The sequence below is a fragment of the Micromonospora chalcea genome (assembly GCF_028768405.1).
In the GTDB taxonomy this organism is placed as follows: domain Bacteria; phylum Actinomycetota; class Actinomycetes; order Mycobacteriales; family Micromonosporaceae; genus Micromonospora; species Micromonospora chalcea.
In genome coordinates this window covers 3,681,853-3,701,553 of record NZ_CP118233.1, presented here as the reverse complement: position 1 = coordinate 3,701,553, position 19,701 = coordinate 3,681,853, and the positions used below count along the sequence as shown (strand labels likewise).

The window sequence follows — 19,701 nt, the reverse complement described above, 5'->3', positions numbered from 1 at the left end:
GGCGTCGTCCTTACTGGGTGGGCTGCTGGGGCATGGTGTTCTGCAGGTTGTCGCGCGGAGCGGTGCCGGTGGCCGTGACGCCCTGGTCGCAGAGCGCGTTCGGGCCCTCGATGGAGGCGTTCACCCGCAGCGTCTTGATGAAGTCGTCGATGCGGCCGTCGTCGGCGTTGTCGACCTTGAGCTGGTAGCCCCAGGCCTGCAGCGAGATCGGCTTGTCCAGCCCCTCGAACGGGCTGAGCATCAGCTTCTCCTTGCCCTGCACCTTGCTCTTGAGCTTCTCCACCTGGTCGGCGGGCAGGTCCGGGCGGTAGGTGATCCACACCGTGCCGTGCTCCAGGCTGTGCACCGCGTGCTCGTTGGCGATCGGGGCGTCGTAGACGTCACCCATGCAGTTCTGCCAGGCCTGGTTGTGCGGGCCGCCGACCGGCGGGAGGACGTCGTACTTGATCGCGCCGGGCTGGTGGTTGCCGCCCTTGACCAGGTCCTTGTCCTTCTCGCGGTAGTCGACGATGCCGTTGATCGCCTGGGCCCGCTTCTCCCACGGCTGGCCGCCCTGGTAGACCGCCCAGGCGCCGACGCCGATGATGCCCACGGCCAGCACGCCGACCGCGACGAACAGGGCGATCGGGCCCCACGAGCGACCCTGGCTCACCTTCACCGGGGCGATCGGCTTGCGGCCCTTGCCGCCGGCACCGGGCCGTGGCGTGCCCTTGCCGCCCCCGGCCTTGCCCGCGCCGGCCTTCGCGGCTGGCTTGTCGGCAGCCGCGGGCCGGCCGGCGGCCGGCTTCTTGCCGGTGCTGACCACGGTGGGACGGCGCTCCGGGCCGCCCGGGGTGCTGATGCTCATCGTGCCTCGTCAGGTCGGTCGGTCAGGGGGACCGCGGGGCCGGTTCACATGCTGGGTCGCCGCCGCGGTGCCCGAGTCTACCCCCGATAACATGGATCAGTGACTCCCGCAGAACTCGCCGAGGTCGTCCTCGCCGCAGCCCACGCCGTCTTCGACGAGCGCGGGCTGGACCGCGCCGCGCTGCCCGCGCAGACCACCGTCGAGCGACCCCGTAACCCGGATCACGGCGACTACGCCTCGACGCTGGCGCTCCAGCTCAGCAAGAAGGTGGGCGTACCCCCGCGGGAACTGGCGACCGCGCTGGCCGACGAGCTGGCCAAGGCGCCGGGGGTCAAGTCGGTGGAGATCGCCGGGCCGGGCTTCCTGAACGTCCGCCTCGACGCGGCCGCCGCCGGTCAGCTCGCCAAGCTCATCGTCGAGGCCGGCCCGGCGTACGGGAGCAGCGACACCCTCGCCGGGCAGCGGATCAACCTGGAGTTCGTCTCGGCGAACCCGACCGGCCCGGTGCACATCGGCGGGGTCCGCTGGGCGGCCGTCGGTGACGCGCTCAGCCGACTGCTGCGCGCCACCGGCGCCGAGGTCGGCACGGAGTACTACTTCAACGACGCCGGCTCCCAGATCGACCGGTTCGCCCGCTCGCTGCTGGCCGCCGCGCAGGGCCAGCCCGCGCCGGAGGACGGCTACGGCGGCGCGTACATCGCGGAGATCGCCGCCGAGGTGGTCCGCCGCCGGCCGGACGTGCTCGACCTCACCCCGGACGCCGCCGAGGAGGTCTTCCGGACCGAGGGCGTCCAGCTCATGTTCGCCGAGATCAAGTCCTCGCTGCGCGACTTCGGTGTGGAGTTCGACACCTACTTCAACGAGAAGGACCTGCACGACCAGGGCGCGCTGGACGCGGCGCTGGCCCGGCTGCGGGAGCAGGGGCACGTCTTCGAGTCCGAGGGCGCGACCTGGCTGCGCACCACCGAGTTCGGCGACGACAAGGACCGGGTGCTGCGCAAGTCCAACGGCGAGTGGACGTACTTCGCCGCCGACTGCGCCTACTACCTGAACAAGCGGGAGCGCGGCTTCGACCGGGTCGTGATCATGCTGGGCGCCGACCACCACGGCTACATCGGCCGGATGAAGGCGATGTCGGCCTGCTTCGGCGACGACCCGGCGCGCAACCTGGAGATCCTCATCGGCCAGCTGGTCAACCTGGTCCGCGACGGCGCCCCGGTGCGGATGAGCAAGCGGGCCGGCACCGTGGTCACGCTGGAGGACCTGGTCGACGCGATCGGCGTGGACGCGGCCCGGTACGCGCTGGCCCGCTACTCGGCCGACTCGCCCATCGACATCGACGTGGAGCTGTGGACCCGGGCGAAGAACGACAACCCGGTCTACTACGTCCAGTACGTCGCGGCGCGTACCGCCGGGGTGGCCCGCAACGCGGCCGAGATCGGGCTGACCCGGGGTGACGCCGCCGCGTTCCAGCCCGAGCTGCTCGGCCACGACAAGGAGAACGAGCTGCTCAAGGCGCTCGCCGAGTTCCCCGCGGTGGTGGCCACCGCCGCCGAGCTGCGGGAGCCGCACCGGGTGGCGCGCTACCTGGAGGAGAGCGTCGCGCAGGCGTACCACCGGTTCTACGACAACTGCCGGATCGCCCCGCAGGGCGACGAGAAGATCACCGACACCCACCGGGCGCGGCTCTGGCTCAACGACGCGACCCGGGTGGTCATCGCCAACGGCCTGCGCCTGCTCGGGGTGTCCGCGCCGGAGCGGATGTAGTCATGCGGGCGCATGAGGCAGGAGCGCTGCACGGCGAGATCGGCAGCCGGGGGCCGGCCTGGCTGCGTACCCCGGTCGACGTCAACGCCCTGGTGCCGCAGCTGTGGCCGCGCAACGTGGTGCGCGGCCCGGCCGGCGCGCTGACCGTCGCGGGCCTGGACGTCCGCGACCTGGCCGCCGAGTACGGCACCCCGGCGTACGTGCTGGACGAGGACGACCTGCGCGAGCGCTGCCGCGAGTTCCGCGCGGCCTTCCCGGACGCGGACGTCTACTATGCCGGCAAGGCCTTCCTGTGCCGCGCGGTGGTCCGGATGATCGCCGAGGAGGGCCTGTTCCTCGACGTCTGCACCGGCGGTGAGCTGGCCACCGCGCTGTCGGCCGGGATGCCGGCGGAGCGGATCGGCTTCCACGGCAACAACAAGTCGGTCGCCGAGCTGACCCGGGCGGTCGACGCCGGGGTGGGGCGGATCATCGTCGACTCGTTCACCGAGATCGACCGGCTCTCCGAGCTGGCCCGCGAGCGCGGGGTACGCCCGAAGGTGCTGGTCCGGGTCACCGTCGGCGTGGAGGCGCACACCCACGAGTTCATCGCCACCGCGCACGAGGACCAGAAGTTCGGCTTCTCGCTCGCCGGCGGCGCCGCCGCGGCGGCCGCGTTCAAGATCCTCGACGAGGACGTGCTGGAGCTGCGCGGCCTGCACTCGCACATCGGCTCGCAGATCTTCGACGCCAGCGGCTTCGAGGTGTCCGCCCGCCGGGTGCTCGCGCTCCAGTCGCAGATCCGCGACGCCCGCGGCGTGGAGCTGCCCGAGCTGGACCTGGGTGGCGGCTTCGGCATCGCGTACACCACCCAGGACGACCCGGCGTCGCCGCACGACCTGGCGAAGCGCCTGCGCAAGATCGTCGACGGGGAGTGCGCGGCGGAGAACCTCGCCGTGCCGCACCTGTCGGTCGAGCCGGGCCGCGCGATCGTCGGCCCGGCCGTGTTCACGCTCTACCAGGCCGGGACCGTGAAGGACGTGGACGGCCTGCGCACCTACGTGAGCGTGGACGGGGGGATGAGCGACAACATCCGTACCGCGCTCTACGACGCCTCGTACTCGGCCACGATGGCGAACCGCACGTCGACGGCGCAGCCGATGCTCGCCCGCGTGGTGGGAAAGCATTGTGAGTCCGGGGACATCGTGGTGAAGGATGAATTTCTGCCCGCCGACGTGCAGCCCGGAGATCTTGTTGCGGTGCCCGGCACCGGGGCGTACTGCCGGAGCATGGCCAGCAACTACAACCATGTCCCGCGGCCCCCGGTCGTCGCCGTCCGTGACGGTCGGGCGCGGCTGATCGTCCGCCGGGAGACCGAAGACGACCTGCTGGCATTGGATGTGGGATGACCTCACCGGTTCGCTTGGCGCTGCTCGGCTGTGGCACGGTCGGTAGCGACGTGGTCCGACTGCTGCACGAGCAGTCGGCCGACCTCGCCGCCCGGATCGGCGCCCCGCTGGAGATCGCCGGGATCGCCGTACGCCGGCTCGGCCGTGACCGCGGCGACCTGCCGGTCGACCCGGCGCTGTTCACCACCGACGCGCTCGGGCTGATCAAACGCGACGACGTGGACGTGGTGGTCGAGGTGGTCGGCGGCATCGAGCCGGCCCGCGGCTGGCTCGTCGAGGCGCTGCGCGCGGGCAAGAGCGTGGTCACCGCCAACAAGGCGCTGCTCGCCGAGGACGGCGCGACGCTGCACGACGCCGCCGCCGAGGGCGGCGCCGACCTCTACTACGAGGCGAGCGTCGCCGGGGCGATCCCGCTGCTGCGCCCGCTGCGCGAGTCGCTGCACGGTGACCGGATCACCCGGGTCACCGGCATCGTGAACGGCACTACCAACTTCATCCTCTCCGCCATGGACGCCACCGGCGCCGGCTTCGCCGAGGCGCTGGAGGAGGCCACCGAGCTGGGGTACGCCGAGGCGGACCCGACGGCCGACGTGGAGGGCTTCGACGCCGCCGCCAAGGCCGCCATCCTCGCCTCGCTGGCGTTCCACACCCGGGTGACCGCCGCCGACGTGCACCGCGAGGGCATCACCGAGGTGACCGCCGCCGACGTGGCCAGCGCCAAGGCCATGGGCTGCACGATCAAGCTGCTCTGTATCGCCGCCCGGGGCGTCGACCCGGAGGGCCGGGAGACGGTGAACGTCCGGGTGCACCCGGCGATGATCCCGCTGACCCACCCGCTCGCGAGCGTCGGCGACGCGTTCAACGCGGTGTTCGTCGAGGCCGACGCGGCCGGGCAGCTCATGTTCTACGGCCGGGGCGCCGGTGGCGCGCCCACCGCCAGCGCGGTGCTCGGCGACGTGGTGGCGGTGGCCCGCAACCGTCTCGCCGGGGTACGCGCGGCGAGCGAGTCGGCGTACGCCGACCTGTCGGTGCGGCCGATGGGCGAGGCGCTCACCCGCTACCACATCAGCCTCGACGTGGCCGACCGCCCGGGTGTGCTGGCCGGGGTGGCGGGGGTCTTCGCCCGGCACGAGGTGTCCATCGCCACGGTGCGGCAGGGCCCGGCCGGCGGCGACGCGGAACTGGTTATCGTCACCCACGTCGCGCCCGACGCCGCGCTCGCGGCCACCGTCCGTGAGCTGCGCGGACTGGACATCGTCCGCTCGGTGACGAGCGTGCTGCGGGTGGAGGGCGGCGCGTAACCGGCGCGTCCCGCCTGATGGTTAAGGCAGGGTGTGCCGGTGGCCGGCCGGGCAGGCTGGTCCACGCTGTTGGCAGGCCCCGGAGCGGGGCGACGGAGGCGAGGAGCGCGACATGTGGCGGGGACTGATCGAGGCGTACCGGGACCGGCTGCCGGTCACCGACGCGACTCCCGTCGTCACCCTGCACGAGGGCAACACGCCGCTGCTGCCGGCGCCGGTGCTCTCCGCCCGGGTCGGCGCGGACGTCTGGCTCAAGGTCGAAGGGGCCAACCCGACCGGCTCGTTCAAGGACCGGGGCATGACGGTCGCCGTCTCCAAGGCCGTCGAGGCCGGTGACAAGGCGATCATCTGCGCGTCCACCGGCAACACCAGCGCCTCCGCCGCCGCGTACGCGGCCCGCGCCGGGATCACCTGCGCGGTGCTGGTGCCGCAGGGCAAGATCGCGCTGGGCAAGCTGGCCCAGGCGCTCGTGCACGGCGCGAAGCTGCTCCAGGTGCAGGGCAACTTCGACGACTGCCTCGGGCTGGCCGGCAAGCTCGCCCAGGACTACCCGGTCGCGCTGGTCAACTCCGTCAACATCGACCGGCTGCACGGCCAGAAGACCGCCGCCTTCGAGATCGTCGAGGCGCTCGGCGACGCGCCCGACATCCACTGCCTGCCGGTCGGTAACGCCGGCAACATCACCGCGTACTGGATGGGCTACTCCGAGGACCTGCGCGACGGCAACGCCACGAAGGCCCCCCGGATGTACGGCTTCCAGGCCGCCGGCGCGGCCCCCATCGTCACCGGCCAGGTGGTGCCGGAGCCGTCCACGATCGCCACCGCCATCCGGATCGGCAACCCGGCGAGCTGGACCAAGGCCCTCGACGCGCGGGACGCCTCCGGCGGCCTGATCTCCGCCGTCACCGACCGGGAGATCCTGTCGGCGTACCGGCTGCTGGCCCGCGAGGTGGGCGTCTTCGTGGAGCTGGGCAGCGCGGCCAGCGTCGCCGGTCTGCTCCAGCAGGCCGCCGCCGGCAAGGTGCCGGCCGGGTCGCGGGTGGTCTGCACGGTCACCGGGCACGGTCTGAAGGACCCGGAGTGGGCCATCTCGACCGCGCCCGCGCCGGTGACGATCGCCAACGACGCGCTGGCCGCCGCGCGCTCCCTCGACCTGGTCTGATCCCTCCGTCTCCCGCGGTGTTCCCGGACCGGCCGGCGCCCTCCGCGCTCGACCCATGCCAGTTCGGGGAGGTGGCGGTATCCCCGCTCTTGATCGACCCCAGTTCGGGGAGATGGCGGGGTCAGGGTGGGTGTGATGCAACCACCTCGGCGAAGTGGAGTCGATCAAGGCGGGCGCGGGCGACCCTCAAGCACGGCGATGTCATCGGCTGGGGCGGATGCCGGGAGTGTCGGGCCGTGCGGCAGACTCAGGGCCCCGCAAACCCCCTCTTCAGGAGTGAGTAACGCCGATGTCGCTGCTCGCCAGATTCAGTCTCGCCAACCGGGGCCTGATCGCCCTCGTCGCGTTGGTGACGACGGCGTTCGGGCTGTTCGCCGTGCCGTCGCTGAAGCAGCAGCTCCTGCCGTCGCTGGAGTTTCCCGCCGCGTTCATCGTGGCGACGTACCCGGGTGCCGCGCCGGAGATCGTCGAAGCCCAGGTCGCCGAGCCGATCGAGAACAGCCTCAAGGGCATCCCGGGCCTGGACACGGTCACCTCGACCTCGCGCGAGGGCTCGGCCACGGTCCAGGTGCAGTACGAGTTCGGCACCGACCTGGACGACGTGGTCAACAAGATGGAGACCGCGCTCAACCGGATCGACGCCCAGTTGCCCGAGGGCGTCGACCCGCAGGTGATCGCCGGCAGCACCGACGACCTGCCCGCCGTGGTGGTCGCCGCGACCGGTGACGGCGACGAGCGGGCGCTGGCCGAGAAGCTGCGTACCGCCGTCGTGCCGGAGCTGGAGGCGCTGGACGGCGTCCGGTCGGTGGACGTCACCGGCGCCCGGGACCAGATCGTGACGATCACGCCGGACCCGGCGAAGCTCGCCGCCGCCCGGGTGGCGCCGACCGCCATCGCGTCGGCGCTCAAGAGCAACGGTGTGGCGGTGCCGGCGGGCGCGCTCGCCGACGGCGACCGATCGCTGCCGGTGCAGGTGGGAACGCCGATCCGGACGCTCGACGACCTGCGCGGCATCGTGCTCACCACGGCGCCCGCCGCCCCGGTACGCCTCGGCGACGTCGCAGCGGTGGAGCAGCAGCTCGCCCCGGCGACCTCGTTGACCCGTACCAACGGCAAGCCCAGCCTGGGCATCGCGGTGACGGCCGCTCCGGACGGCAACGCGGTGGAGATCTCGCACGAGATCCGGGACCGGCTGGACGAGCTGGGTGACGCCGCGGGCGCCGAGCTGACAGTGGTCTTCGACCAGGCCCCGTTCGTCGAGAAGTCCATCGAGAGCCTGACCACCGAGGGCCTGCTGGGCCTGGTCATGGCGGTCGTGGTGATCCTGGTGTTCCTGCTGTCGGTGCGTTCCACGGTGGTCACCGCGGTGTCCATCCCGCTGTCGGTGCTGGTCGCGCTGATCGTGCTCTGGTCCGGCGACTACTCGCTCAACCTGCTCACCCTGGGCGCGCTGACCATCGCGGTGGGCCGGGTGGTGGACGACTCCATCGTGGTGCTGGAGAACATCAAACGGCACCTGGAGTACGGCGAGCCGAAGCGGGACGCGATTCTCACCGCGGTCCGCGAGGTGGCCGGCGCGGTGACCGCGTCCACGCTCACCACTGTCGCCGTGTTCGCGCCGATCGCCCTGGTGGGCGGCTTCGTCGGGCAGCTCTTCGCCCCGTTCGCGATCACCGTGACGGTGGCGCTGCTCGCCTCGCTGCTGGTGTCGCTCACTGTCATCCCGGTGCTGGCGTACTGGTTCCTGCGGCCGCGCGGCGGCGCCGACGACGCCGCGGCCCGGCGGGAGGCCGAGGAGAAGGAGCTGCGCAACCCGCTGCAGCGGGCGTACCTGCCGGTGATCGACTTCGCCACCCGCTCCCGGAAGACCCGGTGGGCGACCGTCGGCCTGGGCCTGCTGGTGCTCCTGGGCACGTTCGGGCTGGCACAGAAGCTGGAGACGAACTTCCTGGACGACTCGGGCCAGGACACGCTCGCCATCCGGCAGGAGATGCCGGCCGGCACCTCGCTCGCCGGCACCGACCGGGCCGCCGCGCGGATCGAGGAGGTGCTGCGGCGTACCCCCGGGGTGGAGACCTACCAGGTCAGCGCCGGTGGTGGCGACAACCCGTTCGCCGGCGGCGGCAGCGACCGGGCCACCTGGTCGCTGTCGCTCTCCGACGACACCGACGCCGCGACGGTACGCCAGGGCCTGCGCAAGGAGTTCGACGCGCTCGGCCCGGAGGTGGGCGAGCTGACGTTCGGCGGCGGGCAGAACGCCTCGGCCAACCAGGTCGAGGTGGTGGTGCAGGCCGCCGACCAGGAGACGCTGACCCGTGCGGCCGAGGCGGTACGTGCCGCGATGGCCGACACGCCGGGCGTGGAGGACGTCACCAGCAGCCTGGCCACGCGGGTGCCCCGCGTCGAGGTGACTGTGGACCGGGTCGCCGCGGCCCGCGCCGGGCTCACCGAGGCGGCCGTCGGGCAGCTCGTCGCGCAGGTGTACCGGGGTGCGCCGCTGGGCCAGGTCACGCTCGACGGCACGGCCCAGACCGTGGTCCTGAGCAGCGGCGCCCGGCCGCCGCTGACCGTGGCGGAGCTGCGGGCGCTGCCGGTCGGCGCGGTGCCGCTGGACGCGATCGCGGACGTCAACCAGGTCGAGGGCCCGCAGCAGGTGACCCGGATCGACGGCGAGCGCAGCGTCTCGGTCACCGGCACGGCGACCGGCTCAAACCTCGGCGCCACCACGCAGGAGCTGCAGAAGCGGCTGGACGCGCTGGACGTGCCGGGCGCCACGTACGAGATCGGCGGCGTCAGCGCCGACCAGGCGGACGCGTTCGCGGACCTCGGGCTCGCGGTGCTGGCCGCCATCGCGATCGTCTTCCTGATCATGGTGGCCACGTTCCGCAGCCTCACCCAGGCGCTGATCCTGCTGATCTCGGTGCCGTTCGCGGCGACCGGGGCGATCGGGCTGCTGCTGGTCACCGGGACGCCGCTGGGCGTGCCGGCGCTGATCGGCGTGCTCATGCTCGTCGGCATCGTGGTGACGAACGCGATCGTGCTGCTGGATCTGATCAACCAGTACCGGGCGCAGGGCATGGACGTGACCGAGGCCGTGGTGGAGGGCGGCCGGCGCCGGCTGCGGCCGATCCTGATGACAGCCGTCGCGACGATCTTCGCGTTGCTGCCGATGGCGCTCGGCCTGACCGGTGAGGGCGGCTTCATCTCCAAGCCGCTGGCGATCGTGGTGATCGGCGGCCTGCTCAGCTCGACGTTGTTGACGCTGGTGCTGGTGCCGACGCTCTACACGATGGTGGAGCACACCAAGGGCTCGTTCCGGGCCCGGCGCCGGGGCGCGGCGGCGCCGGTCGAGCCGGAGCCGGCGGCCGATCCGGTGCCGGTGCCGGTCGGCGGCGGCGAGGAGCGCGTCGAGGAGCGGGCTCAGGTCGCGCCGCCACCGGCCCGCCCGTCGGGCGCGCTGATCGACGGTACGGACCAGTTCGAGGTGCTCCGCCTGCCCAAGAGCCGCCGTTCCCCGCTTCCCCCCACCGAGTGACGGGTCGGGAGGGGCCCGCGCGGCCCCTCCCGACACCTCGACGCACGGGACACACCAGAAGCGCATCCGGCGGTACGCTCGGTGAGCTGATGCCTACTTTCGGTGCGGGGGCGCGATGGGGGTCGCGGGCCGGTGGAATCGACGTACCGTGCTGCGCCGGTCCGCGCTGCTGTTGGGCGGCGCCGCGCTCGGCTCCGCCGCCACCGTGGAGAGCACCTGGGTGGCCGACCGCCGCCTCCCGCTGGCGGGCGGCCCGGCCAGCGCCACGCTCGGCAACCGCCACCAGGACGTCGGTCGCGGCGGGGTCCAGGTCGTCTGGGGCGTACGCACCGACGAACCCCTGGTGGCGCTCACCTTCGACGACGGCCCCCGCCCACAGTGGACCCCGATGGTGCTGGACACGCTGGCCGAACACCGGGTGCCGGCCACCTTCTTCCTGGTCGGTGAGCGGGCGCGCCGGCACGCCCCGCTGGTCCGGGACCGGATGGACGGCCACGAGGTCGGCAACCACAGCTGGGCGCACCGCGACCTGGCCCGGATGGACGCCGCGACGGTCTACGACGACCTGCGCCGCAGCCACGACGCGATCACCGCGGCCACCGGATCGTCCCCGCGACTGCTCCGCCCGCCCTGGGGACATCTGGGCGGCGCGGTGCTGTACGCCTCGGCCCGGCTGGACTACCGGCTGGTGCTGTGGACGCTGCAGATGGTCGAGAGCGAGTTCCCGCACGACCCGGCCGGGCACGCCCGGCGGATCGTGGCCGACGTGCGCCCCGGCACGATCGTGCTCGGGCACGACGTGGGCGACGACCGGCGGCTGGTCGCGCTCCGCGGCCTGCCCGACATGATCGACGGGTTGCGGGCCCGGGGATACACCTTCGTCACGGTCTCCGACCTGCTGCGCCGAGCTGCCGGTGGGGGAGCGGCCCGATAGGGTGCCCGCGTGTCGCCCACCCTCTCCGTCCTCGTCCGCAACCGCGACTTCCGCCATCTGTTCATCGCCGAGCTGGTCGTGTTCGGCGCGGACTGGTTCGTCATGGTGCCGCTGCTGGTGCTGCTGCCGGAGCTGACCGGCAGCGGGGTGTGGGGCGCGCTGGTGCTGGCCGTGGACACCGGCACCACCGCGTTGCTGCTGCCGTACGCCGGGACCGTGGCCGACCGGTTCGACCGCCGCAAGGTGATGATGGCGGCGAACATCGCGGCCCTGGCCGGTGTCCTGCTGCTGCTCGGTGTGCGCGGCGCCGGCACGGCCTGGCTGGCGCTGGCGGCGATCGCGCTGGTGGCGGTGGCGAAGGCGTTCTACTCGCCGGCCGCCCAGGCCGCGCTGCCCAACGTGGTCGACCCGGCGGACCTGGCGGCGGCGAACGCGGTCGCCGGCTCGGCCTGGGGCACCATGACAGTGGTCGGCGCTTCACTGGGCGGCATCCTGAGCGCCGCGTACGGCCCGTACGCCAGCTTCTGGGTGGCCGCCGCGGGCCTGCTCGCCGCGTTCGGCCTGGCCGCGCTGATCCGCCGGCCCCTGCAGGCGCCGCGCGACCCGGCGGCGGCCGTGCCGCGCACGTGGGCGGCGATCCGGGAGGCGCTGCGCTACATCGCCCAGCGCCCGCGCGTGCTCGCGCTGGTCACCGTGAAGTCGGCAGTCGGCCTGGGCAACGGCGTGCTGACCGTCTTCCCGCTGCTCGCCGGCGTGTACGGCGTTGGCCCGGTCGGCGCGGGCCTGCTCTTCGCGGCCCGGGGCGCCGGGGCCCTGGTCGGTCCGATCCTGATGCGCCGGGTGCTCAGCAACCGGGCCTGGCTGCTGACCGGTCTGGCGCTGTCCATGTCGCTGTACGGCCTGGCCTATCTGGGCGCGTCGGTGGTGTCCTGGTTCCCGCTGGTGCTGGTCCTGGTCTTCCTGGCACACCTGGGCGGCGGCAGCAACTGGGTGCTGTCCAACTACGCGTTGCAGGGCGAGGTGCCGGACCGGCTGCGCGGCCGGGTCTTCGCCACCGACATGATGCTGGCCACGCTCGCCATCGCGGTGAGCCAGCTGGTCGTGGCGCTCGTGGTGGACCGGGTGGACGAGCGCACCGTGCTGGTCGGTTGCGGCCTGGTCACCGTCGTCTACGCGCTCGGCTGGCGGTTCGCCACCCGGCGGCTCTCGCTCACCGACCCGGTCGACGCGCCCACCCCGGAGCGCACCGGCTGACACGCCGGTCCCACGCTCCGGGCGGTCCGGCCGGGCTGTCGGGGTGACGTCCTAGCATGAGCCGGTGCCGACGACCTTCCTCCCCGGCCCGGTCCGGGTCCGGGTGCCCGCGACCAGCGCCAACCTGGGCCCCGGCTTCGACGCGCTCGGCCTGGCGCTGGGCCGCCACGACGACGTCACGGCCGAGGTGACCGGCGGCGGCGTGCGGGTGGCGGTGACCGGCGAGGGTGCCGGTGAGCTGCCGGCGGACGAGCGGCACCTGATCGTGACCGCCATGCGGGCCACCTTCGACGTGCTCGGCGCGCAGCCGGCCGGCCTGGCGCTGGAGTGCGAGAACCGCATTCCCCAGGCGCGTGGGCTCGGCTCGTCCTCGGCCGCGATCGTGGCCGGGGTGCTGGCGGCCCGCGCCCTGGTTGCAGACGGCGAGCAGCGGATGGACGACGACGCCGCGCTGCGGTTGGCCGCCGAGCTGGAGGGGCATCCGGACAATGTCGCGCCCTGCCTGCTCGGGGGCTTCACGATCGCCTGGACGGAGCCGGGCGGCGCGCGGGCGGTGTCGCTGCCGGTGGCGCCGGCCGTGCGCCCGACCGTCTTCGTACCCGCCGAGCGGGGCCTGACCTCGGTGGCCCGGGCCGCCCTGCCGGCCACCGTGCCGCACGCCGACGCGGCGCTCAACGCGGGCCGGGCGGCCCTGCTGGTGCACGCGCTGACCACCGATCCGGCGCTGCTGCTGCCGGCCACCGTCGACCGGCTGCACCAGGAGCAGCGGGCGCCCGGGATGCCCGCCACCGCGGCGCTCGTCGGCGCGTTGCGTGCGGCTGGTGTGGCGGCTGTGGTCAGTGGGGCGGGGCCGACGGTGCTGGCGCTTTCCCAGGTCCCGGTGGGATTTGAGCCGGGAACAGATTGGCGCCGGTGGGAGTTGCCGATAGATGTCAGCGGTGCCCGGGTCATCCGGGGTAGACTTTGACACGCCGAGCGGGGCCCTGTTGCCGCAGGTCGGAAGAGTTGATTACGCTCTAGACCTAGCACAGCCGCGAAGCATGCGATCTTCCTGCGGTTCGGCGCACCCCCGAAGCTCTCGGCGGTCAGCCCGTCACCCCTGCCCAAGGCCCACGCCGCACCGCAGTTTCCACAGGTCGCCGCAGGCGGCGAGACCTGCTCACCGATGGTGGTGAGTCGGGAAACCACCGGCTGCTGTGTCACAGACTCCCGCGACGCGTCCATGCGAGGCGGGTGCACCGAGGCCGCCCGGCCACCTGGCTCCACGACTCCGGGCAGCTCCGGCCTATCGAGGGAAGGAATCCATTGAGCGACACCACCGACGTGACGTCGGATGTTTCCAACGTCGCTGGCGATGCCACCACCGCCGCCCCCACGCGCCGCCGCCGGAGCGGCACCGGCCTGTCGGCCATGCTGCTGCCGGAGCTCCAGAGCCTGGCCGCGTCGCTCGGCATCTCTGGTACGGCCCGCATGCGCAAGGGCGAGCTGATCAGTGCCATCACCGAGCGGCAGCAGGGCGGCGCCGCCGCCGGAACCCCTCGACCGCGCGCCGAGGTAGCGGCCGCGGCTGCTGCTCCCGCCCGTGAGGAGGTGCACGCGGAGGTCCGTGAGGAGCGGGCCGAGGCGCGCCCCGCCGAGCAGGCGCCCGCCGCCGAGGCGACCGAGGGCCGTACCCGTGGTCGCCGCAGCCGGACTGCGGCCGCGACCACCGAGGCCCGCCCGGCCGAGACGCCGGCGACCGAGGCGCGGCCGGCCGAGACGCCGCGCGCCGAGGAGGCGCCCGCCGAGACCGGCGAGCGGACCGACCGTGCCGAGCGCGGTGAGCGCAACGAGGGCCGGGGCCGTGAGCGCGGCGGCGAGCGTGCCGAGCGTGGCGGCGACCGGGCCGAGCGTGGCGACCGGGCCGAGCGCGGCGACCGCAACGACCGGGGTGACCGGGCCGAGCGGGGCGACCGTAACGAGCGTGCCGACCGGGGCGAGCGCGCCGAGCGCAACGACCGGGGCGACCGGAACGACCGGGGCGACCGGAACGACCGGGGCGACCGCAACGACCGTGGTCAGCGCGCCGAGCGGGACAACGACGGCGACGACGACGGCGAGGGCGGCGGCCGGCGGGGCCGGCGCAGCCGGTTCCGGGACCGTCGTCGCGGCCGCGGCGAGCGGGGCGAGGGCGACAGCGGTGGCGGCCGCGAGCCGCAGGTCGGCGAGGACGACGTGCTCGTCCCGGTCGCCGGCATCATCGACGTGCTCGACAACTACGCCTTCGTCCGGACCACCGGCTACCTGGCCGGCCCGAACGACGTGTACGTCTCGATGTCCCAGATCAAGAAGTACGGCCTGCGCCGCGGTGACGCGATCACCGGCGCCGTGCGGGCCGCGCGGGACGGCGAGCAGCGGCGCGACAAGTACAACCCGCTGGTCCGGCTGGACACCATCAACGGGATGGAGCCGGACGAGGCGAAGCGCCGGCCGGAGTTCTACAAGCTCACCCCGCTCTACCCGCAGGAGCGCCTGCGGCTGGAGACCGAGCCGCACATCCTCACCACCCGGGTGATCGACCTGGTCATGCCGATCGGCAAGGGCCAGCGGGCGCTCATCGTGTCGCCGCCGAAGGCCGGCAAGACGATGGTGCTGCAGGCGATCGCGAACGCGATCACCCGCAACAACCCGGAGTGCCACCTGATGGTGGTGCTGGTCGACGAGCGGCCCGAAGAGGTCACCGACATGCAGCGCTCGGTGAAGGGCGAGGTCATCGCGGCCACGTTCGACCGTCCGCCGCAGGACCACACCACGGTGGCGGAGCTGGCGATCGAGCGGGCGAAGCGCCTGGTCGAGCTGGGGCACGACGTGGTCGTGCTGCTCGACTCGGTGACCCGGCTCGGCCGGTCGTACAACCTGGCGGCGCCGGCCAGCGGCCGGATCATGTCGGGTGGTATCGACTCCACCGCGCTCTACCCGCCCAAGCGCTTCCTCGGCGCGGCGCGCAACATCGAGAACGGTGGCTCGCTGACCATTCTCGCCACCGCGCTGGTGGAGACCGGGTCCATGGCGGACACGGTCATCTTCGAGGAGTTCAAGGGCACGGGTAACGCCGAGCTGAAGCTGGACCGGAAGATCGCCGACAAGCGTGTCTTCCCGGCGATCGACATCAACCCCTCCGGCACCCGCAAGGAGGAGGTCCTGCTCGCGCCGGAGGAGCTGGCGATCATCCACAAGCTCCGCAAGGTGCTGCACTCGCTGGACTCGCAGGCGGCGCTCGACCTCCTGCTGGACCGGCTCAAGCAGTCCCGCACCAACATCGAGTTCCTGATGCAGATCGCGAAGTCCACTCCGGGCGAGTGAGCTGACGGATCCGACGACCGAGGGGCACGGCCGAACGCGGCCGTGCCCCTCGTCGCGTACCGGGCACCGCCGATGGTGAAGTTTTCCTACGGTTAAGTCGCTAGGTATTGAAACTTCTGTTCATCGTCGGGTTGACTGTCGTCCATGCGAACCCGCAGTCGACCCGCCCGCCTCGCCGGCGTCCTGCTGCTGACGCCGTTGCTGACCATCACCGCGCCGACGCCGTCCGCCGCGACGGCCGCCGGGCCGTCGCCCGTCGCGCCGCCGGCCGCCACCGCCGCCACCGCCGCCGAGGACGCGCCACGCGCCTCGTCCCGCCCCGACCCCGCCGTCGCGCTCGCCGGTGTGGAGCCGGCCGGCGGCCTGGAGACCGCCAAGAGCACCCGGCCGGTCGCGCCCGGCCTGAGCCTGACCTCCTTCGACAGGTACGACGCGGCCGGCTGGCTGCGCGCCGACGCGCTCACCGCCGACCTGGGCGGCGGGCTGACGGTGGACTACGTGAACTCCGGCGAGGTGACCAAGGACGAGCCGCTGCGCGCCGCGGTGGACCGGTCCCGCGCGGTCGCGGCGGTCAACGGAGACTTCTTCGACATCAACAACTCCGGCGCCGCCCAGGGCGTCGGCATCCGCTCCGGCGAGCTGGTGCAGTCGCCGATCGCCGGGCACCCCAACGCCGTCGGGATCAGCGCCCAGGGCATCGGCCGGGTGGTCGAGGTCGGCTTCGAGGGCGCCGCGACGCTGCCCACCGGGCCGGTGCCGCTGACCCAGTTCAACAACATGGTGCAGCGCGACGGCGTGGGCGTGTTCACGCCGCTCTGGGGCTCGTACACCCGCAAGCGGGCCGTGGAGGGCGCGGCCCGGACGGTCGAGGTGACGCTGACCGGCGGCCGGGTGGCGAGCGTGGCCACCACGGCGGGCGAGGGGCCGATCCCGGCCGGCAGCACCGTGCTGCTGGGCCGCGAGGCCGGCGCCGACGCGCTCGCCGCGCTGCGGCCCGGCGACGCGGTGGACGTGACCTGGCGGCCGCGGGCCTCCGACGGCGGTGACCTGCGCGCCGCCGTGGGCGGCGGCAACGTGCTGGTCCGCGACGGCGTGGTGCAGACCATCGCCGACGCGTCGCTGGCCCCGCGCACCGCTGTCGGTTTCTCCGCCGACGGACGCAAGATGATCATGATGACGGTGGACGGCCGGCAGGTGGACAGCCGTGGCGTCACGCAGACCGAGATGGGCCGCATGATGGCCGAGCTGGGCGCCGCGAACGCGCTCAACCTCGACGGCGGCGGCTCCTCCACGCTGCTCGCCCGGGAGCCGGGCGCGGCCACGGTCCAGGTCGAGAACAGCCCGTCCGACGGCAGCGAGCGGCCGGTACCGAACGGGCTCGCCGTCTACGCGCCGAAGGGCAGCGGCCGGCTCACCGGCTACTGGCTGGAGACCGCCAGCGACCCGACCGCCGCACCCGGTGTCGCACCGGTGCGCGGCGGCCGGCCGGACCGGGTCTTCCCCGGCCTCACCCGCCGGCTCACCGCCGCCGGATACGACGAGACGTACGGCCCGGCCGCCGGCGAGCCGCGCTGGCACGCCACCCACGGACGGGTCGACGGCGACGGCGTGTTCCGGGCCGCCGTCCCCGGCCGCAGCACCGTCACCGCCGCCCGCGGCCGGGCCCGCGGCACCATCGAGCTGACGGTGCTCGGCCCGCTGCAGCGGATCGACGGCACCGTCGACCGGGTCGGCCTGGACCGCGCCGGTGACAGCGGCCTGTTCGGCGTGGTCGGCTACGACGCCGAGGGCAACACCGCGCCGATCGAGCCGGCCGACCTGAAGCTGGAGTACGACAGGGACCTGCTCTCCGTCACCCCCACCGCCGACGGCAACCTGTCCGTCAAAGCGCTCGCCGCGACCGGCTCGGCGCTGGTCACCGCACGGGTGGGCAACCACAGCACGGTCCTGCCGGTGACCGTCGGGCTCACCGACGTGCCGGTGGCCGGGTTCGACGACGCGGCGTCCTGGAAGTTCAGCCAGGCCCGCGCCTCCGGGTCGGTCGCACCGGCCGAGGGGCACACCGGGGGCGGGCTGCGGATGTCGTACGACTTCAGCCAGTCCACCGGCACCCGGGCCGCGTACGCCGACCCGCCCGCGTGGATCGACGTACCGGGCCAGCCGCAGGCGTTCGGCATGTGGATCAAGGCCAACGGCACCGGCGAGTGGCCCAGCCTGCACCTGCACGACGCGCAGGACACCCAGTTCGTGCTGCGCGGCCCGTACCTGGACTGGACCGGTTGGAAGTACGTCGAGTTCGCCGTACCGCCGGGCGTGCAGTACCCGGTGCGGGTGCGCCGGTTCTACGTGGCCGAGACCGACCCGGCCAAGCAGTACCGCAGCGAGGTCGTGATCGACGACCTGGTGGCCCGGGTGCCGCCGGACGTGCAGGCGCCGCCGGAGCCGAACCGCACCGACCGGGTGGTGCTGCGCGACGGCACAGTGGACGGGGCGCCCTGGCGCTTCGCGGTGCTCTCCGACGCCCAGTTCGTCGCCGCGAACCCGGACAGCGACCTGGTCGCCCAGGCCCGCCGTACGCTGCGCGAGGTCCGCGCCGCCCGGCCGGACTTCCTGATCATCAACGGCGACTTCGTGGACACCGCCTACCCGGCCGACTTCGCGCTGGCCAAGCGCGTCCTGGACGAGGAGCTGGGCGGCGAGGTGCCGTATCACTACGTGCCCGGCAACCACGAGATCATGGGCGCGCCGATCGACAACTTCCGCAGCGTCTTCGGGGACACCTCGCGCGTCTTCGACCACCGGGGCACCCGGTTCCTCACGCTCAGCACGGCCACCGGCTCGCTGCGCGGCGGCGGGTTCGACCAGGTGGAGCTGCTGCGCCGGACGCTCGACCAGGCCGCCGACGACCGCTCGGTGGGCTCGGTGGCGGTGCTGTTCCACCACCCGCCGCGCGACCCGAGCCCGGCCAAGGCCAGCCAGCTCGGCGACCGGAAGGAGGCGGCGCTGGTCGAGCAGTGGCTGGCCGACTTCCAGCACCGCACCGGCAAGGGCGCGCTGATGGTCAACGGGCACGTCGGCACGTTCCACGCCGACCGGGTGGACGGCGTGCCGTACGTGATCAACGGCAACTCGGGCAAGGACCCGTCGACCCCGGCCGCGCTCGGCGGGTTCACCGGCTGGACCGAGTTCGGGGTGGACCCGGTGACGCCGGGGGAGGCCGAGCGGGCCCGCCGTGACCCGCTCGCCGAGGGCCCGACGTGGGTGAGCGCGGAGATGCACGCGCACGTCGACCGGCTCGCGCTGACCGCGCCCGCGCAGGTGCGCCAGGGTTCGCCGGTGGACGTCACGGCCACGCTCACCCAGCCCAGCGGCCGGCAGGTGCCGGTGGCGGCGCCGGTCAGCGCCGACTGGTCCGGTTCGCCGAACCTGCACATCGGCGGCGCGACGGGCGTACGGCCGTGGCACGTGGCCCGGTTCGACCCGGCCACCGGCCGGCTGACCGCGCTGCGCCCGGGGGCGCAGGTGCTGCTGGCGGTGACCGTCAACGGCGTGAAGGCCGAGACGACTGTCACCACGGCCGCAGCGGTCCGCGCCCCCGCCGCCTGACCCGGAGGCCGGGGCTCCTCATCCTGGGGGAGGAGCCCCGCCCCCCGCCCCCGCCCCCGCCTCGCTCCGCCGCTCGCTCCGTTGATCATGAAGTTGACCTGGACAAAAGCGACAGGAATTGCCGCCAAGTTCATGATCAGCAGGGTGGGGGGCGTGGGGGTGGGAATGCGGGAGTGTGGGCGGGCGTTGCGGGTGGCGGACCTCCTGTGCCGGGTGGAAGACGCCCGTGGCAGACTGGTCAATCGGCCACCGGTTCCGGTTCACGCCCGAGCCCGTCGCGGACGACGGGGAGCATCGACGGCGACCCGGCGACCACCGACGAAAGGACCGAGGCGACATGAAGCCCAACATCCACCCGGAGTACGTGACCACCGAGGTCCGCTGCTCCTGCGGCAACACCTTCACGACCCGCAGCACCGCCAAGGGCGGCGCCATCAGCGTCGAGACCTGCAGCGCCTGCCACCCGTTCTACACCGGTAAGCAGCGCGTGCTGGACACCGCCGGTCGGGTCGCGAAGTTCCAGCAGAAGTACGCCAAGGTTCAGGGCAAGAAGGCCAAGTAGCTC

Annotated in this window: 12 protein-coding genes; 11 read left to right on the top strand and 1 reads right to left on the bottom strand. The window is 73.3% G+C overall.

Translation table 11 applies throughout. The annotated features are described in order from the left end of the window. Nucleotides 1–10 precede the first annotated feature (10 nt). Entirely contained in the window at nucleotides 11–847 is an 837-nt protein-coding gene (locus tag PVK74_RS16080) for a DUF3105 domain-containing protein (RefSeq protein WP_043328620.1), read from the bottom strand. A 99-nt stretch (nucleotides 848–946) separates the two neighbouring features. Here PVK74_RS16080 and argS point away from each other — a divergent pair, with 99 nt between their 5' ends. From argS to rpmE, 11 genes are all read left to right on the top strand, one after another. Next, nucleotides 947–2,614 (top strand): arginine--tRNA ligase, encoded by a 1,668-nt coding sequence (gene argS / locus PVK74_RS16075; protein ID WP_064447846.1) that lies wholly within the window; start codon nucleotides 947–949, stop codon nucleotides 2,612–2,614. Between the two features lie 2 nt (nucleotides 2,615–2,616). Continuing rightward, on the top strand, nucleotides 2,617–4,002 hold the full coding sequence (gene lysA / locus PVK74_RS16070) for a diaminopimelate decarboxylase (protein WP_043328622.1): 1,386 nt from the start codon (nucleotides 2,617–2,619) through the stop codon (nucleotides 4,000–4,002). Next, nucleotides 3,999–5,303: a homoserine dehydrogenase gene (locus PVK74_RS16065; RefSeq protein WP_043328623.1), complete on the top strand. Its 1,305-nt coding sequence runs from the start codon at nucleotides 3,999–4,001 to the stop codon at nucleotides 5,301–5,303. The genes lysA and PVK74_RS16065 overlap by 4 nt, the downstream gene beginning before the upstream one ends. A gap of 112 nt (nucleotides 5,304–5,415) precedes the next feature. After that, a complete protein-coding gene (thrC, locus tag PVK74_RS16060) occupies nucleotides 5,416–6,465 on the top strand; it encodes a threonine synthase (RefSeq protein ID WP_043328624.1) in 1,050 nt (349 codons plus the stop codon). Nucleotides 6,466–6,754: 289 nt separating this feature from the next. Next, complete coding sequence (locus PVK74_RS16055) at nucleotides 6,755–10,000, top strand: efflux RND transporter permease subunit (protein WP_064447845.1); 3,246 nt, start codon at nucleotides 6,755–6,757, stop codon at nucleotides 9,998–10,000. 115 nt (nucleotides 10,001–10,115) lie between these two features. Next, nucleotides 10,116–10,934 carry a polysaccharide deacetylase family protein gene (locus tag PVK74_RS16050; protein ID WP_043328627.1) on the top strand — a complete coding sequence of 273 codons (819 nt, stop codon included), beginning with the start codon at nucleotides 10,116–10,118 and terminating at the stop codon, nucleotides 10,932–10,934. Between the two features lie 9 nt (nucleotides 10,935–10,943). Continuing rightward, nucleotides 10,944–12,188 (top strand): MFS transporter, encoded by a 1,245-nt coding sequence (locus PVK74_RS16045; protein ID WP_166457173.1) that lies wholly within the window; start codon nucleotides 10,944–10,946, stop codon nucleotides 12,186–12,188. Nucleotides 12,189–12,252: 64 nt separating this feature from the next. Continuing rightward, nucleotides 12,253–13,155, top strand: coding sequence for a homoserine kinase (gene thrB / locus PVK74_RS16040; protein WP_043328630.1), 903 nt, complete (start codon nucleotides 12,253–12,255; stop codon nucleotides 13,153–13,155). A gap of 338 nt (nucleotides 13,156–13,493) precedes the next feature. After that, complete coding sequence (rho, locus tag PVK74_RS16035; protein WP_274476714.1) at nucleotides 13,494–15,530, top strand: transcription termination factor Rho; 2,037 nt, start codon at nucleotides 13,494–13,496, stop codon at nucleotides 15,528–15,530. Nucleotides 15,531–15,674: 144 nt separating this feature from the next. Continuing rightward, nucleotides 15,675–19,136: a phosphodiester glycosidase family protein gene (locus PVK74_RS16030; protein ID WP_274476713.1), complete on the top strand. Its 3,462-nt coding sequence runs from the start codon at nucleotides 15,675–15,677 to the stop codon at nucleotides 19,134–19,136. Nucleotides 19,137–19,473: 337 nt separating this feature from the next. After that, nucleotides 19,474–19,698, top strand: coding sequence for a 50S ribosomal protein L31 (gene rpmE, locus PVK74_RS16025; protein WP_030504744.1), 225 nt, complete (start codon nucleotides 19,474–19,476; stop codon nucleotides 19,696–19,698). Nucleotides 19,699–19,701: the final 3 nt, after the last annotated feature.

Bases quoted from the DNA above. Each gene is read 5' to 3' on its own strand.
- PVK74_RS16080 (WP_043328620.1), bottom strand. From the start codon at position 847: ATGAGCATCAGCACCCCGGGCGGCCCGGAGCGCCGTCCCACCGTGGTC.
- lysA (WP_043328622.1), top strand. From the start codon at position 2,617: ATGCGGGCGCATGAGGCAGGAGCGCTGCACGGCGAGATCGGCAGCCGG.
- PVK74_RS16065 (WP_043328623.1), top strand. From the start codon at position 3,999: ATGACCTCACCGGTTCGCTTGGCGCTGCTCGGCTGTGGCACGGTCGGT.
- thrC (WP_043328624.1), top strand. From the start codon at position 5,416: ATGTGGCGGGGACTGATCGAGGCGTACCGGGACCGGCTGCCGGTCACC.
- PVK74_RS16055 (WP_064447845.1), top strand. From the start codon at position 6,755: ATGTCGCTGCTCGCCAGATTCAGTCTCGCCAACCGGGGCCTGATCGCC.
- PVK74_RS16050 (WP_043328627.1), top strand. From the start codon at position 10,116: ATGGGGGTCGCGGGCCGGTGGAATCGACGTACCGTGCTGCGCCGGTCC.
- PVK74_RS16030 (WP_274476713.1), top strand. From the start codon at position 15,675: ATGCGAACCCGCAGTCGACCCGCCCGCCTCGCCGGCGTCCTGCTGCTG.
- rpmE (WP_030504744.1), top strand. From the start codon at position 19,474: ATGAAGCCCAACATCCACCCGGAGTACGTGACCACCGAGGTCCGCTGC.